Source organism: Ruegeria sp. HKCCD7296, assembly GCF_013110775.1.
Lineage (GTDB): Bacteria > Pseudomonadota > Alphaproteobacteria > Rhodobacterales > Rhodobacteraceae > Ruegeria.
Genome location: NZ_WVRF01000002.1, coordinates 402777 through 414310, shown reverse-complemented (window position 1 = coordinate 414310; position 11534 = coordinate 402777). Strand labels below are relative to the sequence as shown.

The 11534-nt window shown below is 57.9% G+C and carries 8 protein-coding genes and 1 pseudogene; 7 read left to right on the top strand and 2 right to left on the bottom strand.

The window, feature by feature from the left end:
- Positions 1 to 5 precede the first annotated feature (5 nt).
- Positions 6 to 1745, bottom strand: a complete 1740-nt coding sequence (locus GS632_RS04685) for a serine protease (protein ID WP_171721354.1) — start codon at positions 1743 to 1745, stop codon at positions 6 to 8.
- A gap of 206 nt (positions 1746 to 1951) precedes the next feature.
- On the opposite strand from GS632_RS04685, the gene GS632_RS04680 reads away from it, so the two are divergent.
- Positions 1952 to 2881: a glycine--tRNA ligase subunit alpha gene (locus tag GS632_RS04680; protein WP_171721355.1), complete on the top strand. Its 930-nt coding sequence runs from the start codon at positions 1952 to 1954 to the stop codon at positions 2879 to 2881.
- An 8-nt stretch (positions 2882 to 2889) separates the two neighbouring features.
- Here the strand turns inward: GS632_RS04680 and GS632_RS04675 are convergent, their stop codons facing one another.
- On the bottom strand, positions 2890 to 3522 hold the full coding sequence (locus GS632_RS04675) for a MarC family protein (RefSeq protein WP_171237383.1): 633 nt from the start codon (positions 3520 to 3522) through the stop codon (positions 2890 to 2892).
- 91 nt (positions 3523 to 3613) lie between these two features.
- On the opposite strand from GS632_RS04675, the gene GS632_RS04670 reads away from it, so the two are divergent.
- From GS632_RS04670 to GS632_RS04650, 6 genes and pseudogenes are all read left to right on the top strand, one after another.
- Positions 3614 to 4138, top strand: a complete 525-nt coding sequence (locus GS632_RS04670; protein ID WP_171237384.1) for a DUF6446 family protein — start codon at positions 3614 to 3616, stop codon at positions 4136 to 4138.
- A 26-nt stretch (positions 4139 to 4164) separates the two neighbouring features.
- Positions 4165 to 4305 (top strand): annotated as a pseudogene (locus GS632_RS22070) (sodium/glutamate symporter); the annotation flags it as partial.
- 9 nt (positions 4306 to 4314) lie between these two features.
- Positions 4315 to 6534 (top strand): glycine--tRNA ligase subunit beta, encoded by a 2220-nt coding sequence (gene glyS / locus GS632_RS04665; protein ID WP_171237385.1) that lies wholly within the window; start codon positions 4315 to 4317, stop codon positions 6532 to 6534.
- A gap of 138 nt (positions 6535 to 6672) precedes the next feature.
- Positions 6673 to 9165, top strand: coding sequence for a putative PEP-binding protein (locus tag GS632_RS04660; RefSeq protein WP_171174715.1), 2493 nt, complete (start codon positions 6673 to 6675; stop codon positions 9163 to 9165).
- A gap of 187 nt (positions 9166 to 9352) precedes the next feature.
- Positions 9353 to 9994: a cell wall hydrolase gene (locus tag GS632_RS04655; protein ID WP_171174713.1), complete on the top strand. Its 642-nt coding sequence runs from the start codon at positions 9353 to 9355 to the stop codon at positions 9992 to 9994.
- A gap of 73 nt (positions 9995 to 10067) precedes the next feature.
- Positions 10068 to 11441: a multicopper oxidase family protein gene (locus tag GS632_RS04650; RefSeq protein ID WP_171237386.1), complete on the top strand. Its 1374-nt coding sequence runs from the start codon at positions 10068 to 10070 to the stop codon at positions 11439 to 11441.
- Positions 11442 to 11534: the final 93 nt, after the last annotated feature.

The window sequence follows — 11534 nt, the reverse complement described above, 5'->3', positions numbered from 1 at the left end:
GCGGTTTATTCCCAGCAGTGCACCAGAACCGTCATGCCTGTTGCGCGACGGCTCAATTCATTGGGCGAAATCTGTGTGGTTTCTTCGCTGGACAGACCGGACACGCCAGCCTGAGTTAGGATTTCTGTCAGCCTCTCGTTCGTGGCCGCCAGACTGACCGAAGCCGGCAGGCTGCGCCCTTCGGATGGTGTGGGCAGCAGCATCCCGACCACATTGCCGCTGTCATTGAAGATCGGGCCGCCTGCATCACCGGGCTGCGCGTTCAAGGCCAGGCGTTTAACACCTGTCTCACCATTCAGGCCACGCACATCGGCGACTTGCCCATATGTCAGAGTCGGGGCACCCAAAGCCCCTTGATAGGAGAAGCCCGAAACCGCGACGTCGGATTGAAGACGCGGCAGGGCAGCGCTGAAAGCGGCCACGCTCATCGGCGCCAGCGCCTTGGTTGGACGCAAAACCGCAACGCCAATGTCGTTATCGGCCTTGGCAAGCTGCACCTCCTGATCCCCGTCCAGAGTGATCCGCGTGCAATTCTCGACGGCTTCCGAAACTGTCAGAACGGTTCCCTTTTCATCCGCAAAGAAACCGGAACGGGAAAGGCGCGGTTTACGGATTTGCAGGCCGGACATCAGATCAATGCTTTGTGCGGCGTCTGCACCTGCAGCAGCGTCGAGCACCTTGTCTGTGGTGGTAAAACTGGAGGCCATAGCCGAAAGAACCCGCAGGCGGCGCGCCTCGTCCCCTTCGGGCCAGACCAAAGTGAAGCCTTTGATCTGGCCGTCTGTCAGGCGCGCTTGCGTAAAGGACACAACGCCATTGCCGCGCCCTTCAAGGGTAAAGCGGTCTCCTCTCAACTCGCGCTGGCCGTTAAGCGGAACGATTTCCAGCGATTGCATGACCTCATACAAGGCGCGCAGCGTGCGCTTGTCGCCGTCCTGACTGATCAAGAGTATCTTTGCGTTCAGGTCAGATGCGCTGTTGAAGTGGGCAAAGGGGGCTTCATAGCGATCAAAGCGGACAGCATCCAAAGGCAGGTCCATCGTGATCCCAGCCGCGTCATCCTTGTATTGGGCCATCCCAACACTTGTCAGTGGCGCATTATAGTCGTCTATCAAGGCTTTGCGCTGTGCAGTTGTCAGCACACCGGTTGCCTCGTACCCATTGAAACGTTGCCAATCGCCCATTGAACGGCGCGTTCCCTGACCGAAGGCCCCGTCGATGGTCGAGTTGTAAAACCCTTCTGCCTGCAACGCAGTTTGCAGATCCTTGCGCTCTTGCGCGGTCAGCAAACGTTCGGATTGCAGGGCCTGAGCGCGGGTTTCATCCGCGTCCTGAGTGGGTGCGATTGTCAGGGTGTCTTCGGCCTGAGCAATAGGCGCGACGGGTGCCGCTATGGTGCCGCGATTCAGTACGTTTGCGCCGACGGGCCAAAATTGCTGCCCCAGTCCGCTGGAAAAGGCGATGAAGCTGTCACGGGGGATTTGACCCTCGGATCGATAGACCCTCAGCACCTGTTGGGCATCCGGCCGCGCATAGGGGCCGATCACGACCGCATACCATCCGCTGTTCAGTCTGAAGCCGTTCACATCCGGCAAGGCGCGGGCGTAAGCCTGCGCGCGTTCCTGAGCCTCTTGCAGCGTCGGCTGCGCTTCGATCTGAACCCATACGCCAGGGTCTTGCTGCGCGGAAGCGGCGCGCAGGCCGACCACAAGAAATAATAGAAATGCTTTAAATACGCGTGTCATTGTCTGCCTGTGTTCTGCAATGTTTGTGCTTTGGCGCAGAATACGCGATTTCAGGTGCCAATTGCCATGCCGCGAATACGGGGAATTTGCGGTGTGGCCGCGCAGATACAGCCAAGCACCAAAGCCCCGTTGACGCCCCTTGGCCCCTTGCATAGGAAGGGCCAAACCGACCGGAACCGGGCGCAAGGATGCCCAGAGGGAATGCTATGACCGAACCGAACAGCGCACCGCGTTCATTTCAGGAGATTATCCTGCGGCTTCAGACCTATTGGGCCTCTAAGGGCTGCGCAATTCTGCAGCCCTATGACATGGAGGTCGGGGCAGGGACGTTCCATCCCGCGACCACTCTGCGGGCGCTGGGGTCCAAGGCCTGGGCCGCGGCCTATGTTCAGCCGTCGCGCCGTCCGACCGACGGGCGTTACGGCGAAAACCCCAACCGGTTGCAGCATTATTATCAGTATCAGGTTCTGATCAAACCCAGCCCGCCCGATCTGCAGGAGCTTTACCTGGGCAGCCTCGAGGCCATCGGCATCGACATGGACCTGCATGACATCCGGTTTGTCGAGGATGACTGGGAAAGCCCCACCTTGGGTGCCTGGGGATTGGGTTGGGAAGTCTGGTGTGATGGAATGGAAGTCAGCCAGTTCACCTATTTCCAACAGGTCGGCGGGCATGATTGTGCGCCTGTCTCGGGCGAGCTGACCTATGGTCTGGAACGTCTGGCCATGTATGTGCTGGGTGTCGACCATGTGATGGACATGCCGTTCAATGATCCGCAGTCCCCCAGCCCGTTGACATACGGTGACATCTTCAAGCAAACCGAAGAGGAATACGCCCGCTGGAACTTTGACGTGGCCGACACCGAAGTTCTGCTGCGTCATTTCGAAGAGGCCGAGGCCGAATGCGCCGCCATTCTGTCACAAGAGCATGATGATCCAAAAACCGGTAAGCGCATCATCATGGCGCACCCGGCCTATGATCAATGCATCAAGGCCAGCCATATCTTTAACCTGCTGGACGCGCGGGGCGTGATTTCGGTGACGGAACGACAGGCCTACATCGGCCGTGTACGAGCACTGGCGAAACGATGCGCGGATGCGTTCGTTCAGACCGAGGCGGCTGGGTTCCAAGCCTGATGGGCCAATCAGGCCAGCCCCGGCAACAACGCTTTCAGGCCGTCAGCGATCATACTGATCGCGATTGCCGACAAGATCATGCCCATGAAGCGGCTCATGATCACGCGCGCGTTGCCAGAAAGGCGTTCAGCCAGCCATGCCGCATTCCAGAACGTGATCAGCAAAAGGGCGACGACGCCAAGGAATACACCTGCAAAAACAATTGCTTCAACAGGTTTTTTCACGTGATGTGCGTACAGGATCAAGGTCGTGATGGTTCCGGGGCCAACAAGAATGGGAAAGGCCAAAGGGTAGAAGGCGACGGTTTCAGCCGCCGGATATTCTTCTTTCTCGTCATCGGTTCCATGGTGCGAGCTGCTTTCGTTGCCGTTCAACATGTTCAAACCGATCATCAAGACGACCAGACCACCCGCGACTCTCAAATGGTCAACCGTTATTCCGAACAAGCCCAGCGCCTGACTGCCGACAGCTGCAAACGCCCCGCCAAGGATCAGGCAATAGAGGGACGTCTTAACCGCAACCTTGCGCTGATCGGATGCCGACAGATTCTGCGTCACGCTCAGAAAGACGGGCAGGTTCGTCACTGGGTTCATAATGGCAAAAAGTGCGCCGAAAAATCCAACGGCAAGAGTGGATTCCATAAGGTTCGCCTCGGTTCGTTCTGTTCTGCGGAGAAACGTGGCCTATTTCTGAAACACTTGGAAGTACCTGCATAAGGGGAAGCATCGAAAGATGACTGGAAAAATTCTGGCAATCATCCTGCTCATGTCTGCGGCTGTTGCAGGCGCTGGCATGTATTACCTTCAGGTCTACGGGTATTACTATGAAGTTGAGCCCATTCCGGGTGAGGATGTGTTTCTGTCGATCGACGCGGCCCAGCCCTCGGTGGCTATTTCGTATACATCCTTTCAGGCCATCGACGCAGACAGCTCTCCTATCCGGTATCGCGCCTGTTTTGAAACCGATGCTGCGCTGGAAGAGTTGCGGGCCACCTACCTGACAGCGGATGAGGCAAAGCCGCTGACGGCTCCGGGTTGGTTTGACTGTTACGATGCAGTGGCCCTGGCTGATGACTTGAAATCAGGCAAGGCGCAGGCGTTCATTGGTCAGAAAAACGTGCATTACGGTGTGGATCGCATCGTGGCTGTTACCCAAGAAGGCAAAGGCTTTGTTTGGCACGTTTTGAACAATTGTGGCGAAAAGGCCTATGACGGCACCGTCGTCGGAGAAGAGTGTCCTGAGCGTCCTGACAGCTGAATAACCTTGCTGGGCTGGTCCTGAAACCCGCCGCTTTTGCAAATATGACCGGTGTGACACGGCGATATGACCCATCTCCTATTGCCTTTATCGTGCTCCCCCTTGTATCCGCCTTCTTTGTGGATATCGCTAATGCCATCGTCATTCAGACGATCGTCAATTTCTAAGGACCGACAATGCCTGACCTGCTGATCGAACTGTTTTCCGAGGAGATCCCCGCGCGCATGCAGACCCGCGCCGGTGAGGACCTGAAAAAGCGGATCACCGATGGTTTGGTTGAGGGTGGTTTGACCTATGCTGGGGCCGCTGCCTTGACCACGCCGCGTCGCCTGACGCTGGCGGTCGAAGGCCTGCTGGCGGAAAGCCCAACGATCCGCGAGGAACGCAAAGGCCCTAAAGTTGGCGCGCCGGACAAAGCTATCGAAGGGTTCCTGCGTGGCGCTGGCCTGACCCGCGATCAGTTGGAAGAGCGCGACACGCCCAAAGGTGCAGTTTACTTTGCGACCATCGAAAAGGCGGGTCGCCCGGCGGCTGACATTGTGGCTGAGGTGCTGGAAACCACCATCCGCAACTTCCCCTGGCCCAAATCCATGCGGTGGGGCAATGGCCCTTTGCGTTGGGTCCGTCCGTTACATTCGATCCTGTGCATCCTGAATGATGAGGCAGGCGCGCAGGTCGTGCCGCTTGAGGTTGAGGGCATCACATCTGGGGACACAACCGCAGGCCACCGCTTCATGGCGCCGAACCGGTTTTCGGTATCGTCGTTTGACGATTACGCCGCCCAATTGAAACGCGCCTTTGTCGTGCTGTCGCCCGACGAACGGGCCGAGCATATCTGGAACGACGCCCAGAACATGGCTTTTGCCGCCGGACTGGAGGTGGTCGAAGACAGGGGCCTGCTGGCAGAGGTCGCCGGGCTGGTTGAATGGCCGGTGGTGCTGATGGGGCAGATCGACGACGAATTCCTCGACCTGCCGCCTGAGGTGCTGCAAACCTCGATGAAGGAACACCAGAAGTTCTTTTCCGTGAAGAACCCTAAAACGGGTCGGATCGAACGGTTCATCACGGTTGCAAACCGCGAAACCGCCGACAATGGCGCGACCATTCTGGCAGGGAACCAGAAGGTGCTGTCGGCCCGTTTGGCGGATGCGAAATTCTTCTGGGAGAACGACCTGCGTGTCGCCAAATCGGACATCGCCCAATGGACCCGTGCGCTTGAGAATGTAACCTTCCACAACAAGCTGGGCACACAGGCCGAACGGATCGACCGTATCGCCGCGCTAGCCCGCGAACTGGCCCCGGTGACCGGTGCGGATACCGATCAGGCCGAGAAAGCCGCGCGTCTGGCCAAGGCCGATCTGAGTTCTGAGATGGTCTATGAATTCCCTGAGCTTCAGGGGCTTATGGGACGCTATTACATCGAAGCCGCAGGCGAAGACGCCGCCGTGGCCGCCGTGGCGCAGGAACACTACTCGCCGCTGGGTCCATCGGACGACGTACCGACTGCACCGCCGTCGGTGACCGTGGCGCTGGCCGACAAGCTGGACACGTTGACTGGGTTCTGGGCGATAGATGAGAAGCCGACCGGCTCGAAAGACCCGTTTGCGCTGCGCCGTGCGGCGTTGGGGATTATTCGGTTGGTGCTGGATAACAATTTGCGACTTCACTTGGACAGATACTTTGACAGTCAATTGGTGCGGGCGGAAAGCGCCTCAAACAATGCATTGAGGTCTGAAAGCATCAATGATCTGTTGGACGAAATTGCAGAGCATGGCGTATTTGGCGCGGCTTTCCAGACGTTTAAAGAGAAACTGGGAGAGCTGCCCAATAGCGATTTCCTGAGCCTGGAAAAGAAAATACCTGACACGTCAGACGACCTCCTCTCCTTCTTCCACGATCGCCTCAAAGTCTTCCTCCGCGACGAGGGCATCCGTCACGACATCATCGACGCCTGTATCGCGATGGATGGCAATGACGACCTCAACCTGTTGGTCAAACGCGCCTGTGCTCTGAACGCGGTGATCGCGACCGAGGACGGCGAAAACCTCGTGCAGGGCTTTAAGCGCGCCAACAACATTCTGACGCAGGCCGAAGAGAAGGACGGGGTCGAATACTCCTATGGTGCGGATGTGAAATTTGCCGAGACAGACAGCGAAAAGGCGCTGTTCGCGGCGTTGGATCAGGCGCAGGCGCAGATCGAACCGGCGTTGAAGGCCGAGGATTTCCCGACCGCAATGGCCGCCATGGCTGCGCTGCGCGGACCGGTAGATGCATTTTTTGAGGATGTACAAGTCAACACCGACAATGACATTGTCCGGCGTAACCGTCTGAACCTACTTAGCCAGATCCGCCAGGTCTGTTCCAGCGTGGCTGATCTGACCCGGATTGAGGGCTAAATAACTGGGCGCGCTGCAAATGCGCGCCCACAACACCCTTGCGCGAAAGGCGCAACCGCTTATGCTGCACGCAAACCAAAAGGTGCTGCAGTGCAGAATAATCCGCATACTACGCTCATAACGTCCGACGCTCCTGTCATGGCGAACACTCATGGCGGGCGGGCCAAGTGTTTGCAACGGCTGGTCCGCCTCGACCTACCGGTGCCGCGCACGGTTGCCCTGTCTTTTGAGTCCGTACATCAAATCGCCGAAGGCGAAATTCCGGATCTGGCCGCGATCCTGGAACAGTTTGACCCGACGACGTTGCTATGCGTTCGGCCCAGTTCCGAAGACCCGGATTGGGGCGGGCCCGGTGCGGTTCTGAACATCGGAATGAACGATGCGTGCTATGTGGACCTTTCCGAAACCATGGGGGCCGAGGCTGCAGCGGCGCTGTATCTGAGATTTGTGCAAAGCTATGCAATCCACGTGGCGCGTCTGGACCCCGATCTGTTCGATGACATCGAATTGGACGGGAGTGAAGGTCTGAGCCAGTCGTTGCGGGCCTATGAAGACGAAACCGATGAAGCCTTTCCACAGGATCGCGGAGAGCAATTGATCGGTGTTCTGCGGTCGATGGCGCGCGCATGGGATGGAACCTCGGCGCGCTTGTTGCGGCAGGCCAAAGGGGCTCCGGCGGATGCCGGGCTTGGGCTGGTCATTCAAGAGATGATCCCCGGTGTAGGGCAAGGGGAATGTGGTTCCGGTGTCTTGCAACTGGTCGATTCCACAACCGGGATGCCGCAGATCACCGGACGCTACCTGAGCCAGAGTCAGGGTCGGGATGCTCTGGGCGAAGACGTTGCCGCGCTGTTCTTGGAGAAAGACCCGCGCGGACCATCGCTTGAGGAAGTGGCGCCAAAGGCTTTTGCAGAACTCAAGGAACAAGCCGCTTTGATGCGCGAAAAGCTGCGCGAAGAGATGCAGGTTGAGTTCGTCATTCAAAATGGTGACGTACACATTCTGGACGGCGTGAGGGTGCAGCGCAGCGCCCGTGCGGCCATGCGGATCGCAGTGCGACTGGCCGAGGATGGCATAATCCCGCAGCAAGAGGCGGTCATGCGTGTGGACCCTCATGCGCTGAACGAATTACTGCACCGTCAGGTGCACCCTGACGCCAAGCGCGACGTGCTGACGACGGCCATCGGGGCCAGTCCCGGTGCGTCGACCGGCAAGATCGTGTTCACCTCGGCTGAGGCGCAGGCCAGTGCCGCGCGTGGTGAAGCCTGTGTTCTGGTGCGCCGCGAGACCTCGCCCGAGGATGTACGCGGGATGCATGCGGCCGTGGCTGTGTTGACGGAAAAAGGCGGGATGACCAGCCACGCGGCAGTGATCGGGCGCGGCCTTGGTTTGCCCTGTATCGTCGGCGCGTCCGACATGCGGTTTCAAACAAAGAAAAAGATGCTGACCGCTCAGGATGGGCGTGTCTTCAAGACCGGCGATGTTCTGACCATCGATGGCAGCTCGGGCCAGGTTCTGGCAGGGCAGCCTGCGATGCTCGAGGCGGCGCTGGACGATTGTTTTCAGACGCTTATGGCCTGGGCCGATGCAGAGCGTGACATTGATATTCGCGCCAATGCTGACACGCCTGCGGATGCGCAAACAGCCCGGAATTTCGAGGCACAGGGGATCGGCCTGTGCAGGACCGAGCATATGTTCTTTGATCCTGGTCGTCTGATCGTGATGCGCGAAATGATTTTTGCACAAACCTCGTCCGGTCGGGCGGCAGTACTGGAACGCCTGCTGCCAATGCAACGCGAAGATTTCGTGCAACTTTTCCGGATCATGGAAGGTAAGCCTGTCTGCATTCGACTGTTCGACCCTCCGTTGCACGAGTTTTTGCCCACCACCCGCAGCGGGCAAAGGGAACTGGCCGAAGCGCTTGACTTACCAGTCTCGGATGTTGAGCGGCGGGTTGCGGCCATGAGCGAGTACAACCCGATGCTGGGCCTGCGTGGCGTCCGACTGGGTGTGACCGTTCCCGAAATCTATGACATGCAGGCGCGCGCAATATTTGAAGCCACGCTGGAGGCCCGCCAGAACGGTGCCGCGGTCGTGCCCGAGGTGATGATCCCACTGGTTTCGGCAAAGCGCGAGGTTGAGTTGGTCAAATCCCGCATCGACTCGGTCGCGGCGGCTGTTGCGTCGGAACAGGGGCAGGAGTTCGACTATCGGCTGGGCGTAATGGTCGAAACCCCACGCGCCTGTTTGCGCGCGGAAGAGATCGCCCCACAAACGGCATTTATGAGTTTTGGTACAAACGACCTGACGCAGATGACCTATGGCCTGTCGCGGGACGATGCCGGTCGATTCATGTCGGCCTATGTGCAACAGGGTGTCTTTGGTGAAGACCCGTTTCATGTCCTTGACCCCGATGGGGTGGGGGAATTGTTGAAACTGGGGGCGGAAAGAGGGCGCGCTGCAAAACCTGACGTGACCCTGTCTGTGTGCGGCGAACATGGCGGAAACCCCGAATCAATCGCCATTTGCCGGGATTTGGGGTTTGACTACGTGTCGTGCTCTCCGTTCCGGGTTCCGGTGGCTCGGCTGGCTGCCGCTCAACTGGCGATTTCGTCCAGACTTGGGGGTTGACAGGACCAGGTATCCCAAGGATTAGTGGGGTACATGGTCACTCGTGGGCGAAGTAATTCTTCGCGACGGGCGATTTTCCACTTGCTTTTTTCAAAAGGCTGGACCTTTGCGTCTGGTTGCGTTAGATGCCTCGTCGCGCCCGCCGGGGGAGGGTATGGCGCGTGAAGTGCCTGTGCGAGGTTATCTGATGCTACGTTATATACTGGCTGCTGCCACATTGGCGGCAACCGTGCTGCCAAGTGCGTCCTTCGCCGAGAGGGAAGCAACCGAAACCGCAAAGCAAGAGCTTGTGGCCCGTAACGAATTGCCTGGCCAACGGTTTCGCGATTATTTCCAGCTGTTCCAGCCGCGTAAAGCCGCTGAGCCTGTTGAAGTGACCTATTCCAAGGATTGGCTTGATCAGCAACCTAAAGCAGCTGGTGACGACAACTGGAAGTGCCTTTCCGAGGCGTTGTATTTTGAAGCGCGTGGTGAAAGCGTCCGCGGTCAGTTCGCTGTGGCTGAAGTGATCCTGAACCGTGTCAAAAGCGGTCGTTTCCCGGATTCGTTGTGCGGTGTCATCCGCCAAGGCACAGGGAAAAAATACCAGTGCCAATTCACATACACGTGCGATGGCCGCAAAGAGGTCATCCACGAACAGAAAGCCTATGAGCGCGTGTCGAAAGTGGCCCGTGCGGCGATTGATGGCGTCGCAAAAGAACTGACCGAAGGGGCAACCCATTACCACACCACTGCAGTTCGTCCATCGTGGTCACGTGTCTACAAACAGACCGCGCGGATTGGTGTGCATATCTTCTATCGCCACAACTACCGGACAGCGAGCAACTGATTGACGCACCCGCGCTGGAAGCTTGGTGGCGCGATGCAAGTTGCAGTCTATATTACGGGCCAGGAGGCCCGTAATGCTATTTACTCGAAGGCACATACTTAAAACTGCGGCGGCAGCGTCTCTGTTGCCGTTTGCGGCCCGGGCCGGATATCTGATGCTCGAGGCGCGCGAGGCGCAGCAGCGCGTTGCGCCCGACGGGTTTCCTGACACCACAGTTTGGAGCTTCGATGGCACTGTTCCGGGAACCACCATAAGGGTCGGGCAGGGCGCGCGCGTTCAGCGCCAACTGTTGAACGCGCTACCCCAGCCGACTTCGGTCCATTGGCACGGAATCCGCATAGACAATTCGATGGATGGTGTGCCGGGCCTAACGCAGGATGTGGTCGAAACGGGCCGTTCATTTGATTACGACTTTGTCGTTCCTGATGCGGGTACGTATTGGTATCACGCGCACAACAGGTCAATGGAACAGGTTGCACGGGGCCTTTACGGGCCGCTGATCGTCGAGGAGGCACAAACGCCAGATGTCGATCAGGACCTGATACTGATGCTGGATGATTGGCGGTTAGACCCGGAAACGGCTCAGATAACAGACGATTTCGGCAACGGCCATGACCTGAGCCACGCAGGTCGGCTTGGCAATATCGTCACCGTAAACGGGTCGTTTGATCCAGCGTTTTCTGTGCAAAGACATCAACGGCTTCGATTGCGCTTGATCAATGCCTCTAACGCCAGGATCTATGATCTGGATATTGATGGTCTGTCCGGGTGGATCGTTGCTTTGGACGGTATGCCGCTGGAAACTCCGTTGGAACTGTCAGGATCGTTTCCACTGGCGCCTGCACAGCGTGCGGATCTGATTGTCGACGTTGTCACCGAAGGTGATACAGCAAGTCTCGTTAGTGTGGAAAGGGACGGTGCCTTTGGTCTGGCGCGTTTCGACGTTACAGGCGATGCAGCAAAGGCGCAAAGGCAGAGCGTGTCAGCATTGCCGCCTAACCCTTTGCCGGAAATAAAAAATATTGAAGACGCGCCTTTGCACAGAATGGTTTTGCAAGGCGGCGCGATGCGATGGTTGGAAGGCGCCAGACTTGGTGAAACTGAATTGTCGGGGCAAGAGTTGGCGCAGCTTGGCCGGTTCTGGGCGCTAAATGGCCGTGCTGAACGCCCTAAGGATCCGTTTCTGGATGCAGAAATCGGCAGTCTGCACCGTGTTGAATTCGTAAATGAAACGGCATTTCCGCACGCGATGCATTTGCATGGTCATCACTTCAGGCTGATTCTGGGTGATGGGTCGTTTGGCCCCTGGAGGGACACTGTTTTGGTTGGACGAGGGCAGACTCGTCAGATCGCTTTGGTCGCGGACAATCCGGGGGACTGGCTGTTGCATTGCCATATGCTAGGACACGCCGCATCCGGTATGATGAGCTGGTTTCGGGTCACCTGACGCCGCAATCGGCGGTTGGAATGGCGTTTGTATAAGTGCTATAGGCCCCGGCAACGCCTATAGTAGGCATACTTTGCAACGAGCCCAAAAAGG

Coding starts and splice junctions, on each gene's coding strand:
- GS632_RS04685 (WP_171721354.1), bottom strand. CDS start 1,745: ATGACACGCGTATTTAAAGCATTTCTATTATTTCTTGTGGTCGGCCTG.
- GS632_RS04675 (WP_171237383.1), bottom strand. CDS start 3,522: ATGGAATCCACTCTTGCCGTTGGATTTTTCGGCGCACTTTTTGCCATT.
- glyS (WP_171237385.1), top strand. CDS start 4,315: ATGCCTGACCTGCTGATCGAACTGTTTTCCGAGGAGATCCCCGCGCGC.
- GS632_RS04655 (WP_171174713.1), top strand. CDS start 9,353: ATGCTACGTTATATACTGGCTGCTGCCACATTGGCGGCAACCGTGCTG.
- GS632_RS04660 (WP_171174715.1), top strand. CDS start 6,673: ATGGCGAACACTCATGGCGGGCGGGCCAAGTGTTTGCAACGGCTGGTC.
- GS632_RS04680 (WP_171721355.1), top strand. CDS start 1,952: ATGACCGAACCGAACAGCGCACCGCGTTCATTTCAGGAGATTATCCTG.
- GS632_RS04650 (WP_171237386.1), top strand. CDS start 10,068: ATGCTATTTACTCGAAGGCACATACTTAAAACTGCGGCGGCAGCGTCT.
- GS632_RS04670 (WP_171237384.1), top strand. CDS start 3,614: ATGACTGGAAAAATTCTGGCAATCATCCTGCTCATGTCTGCGGCTGTT.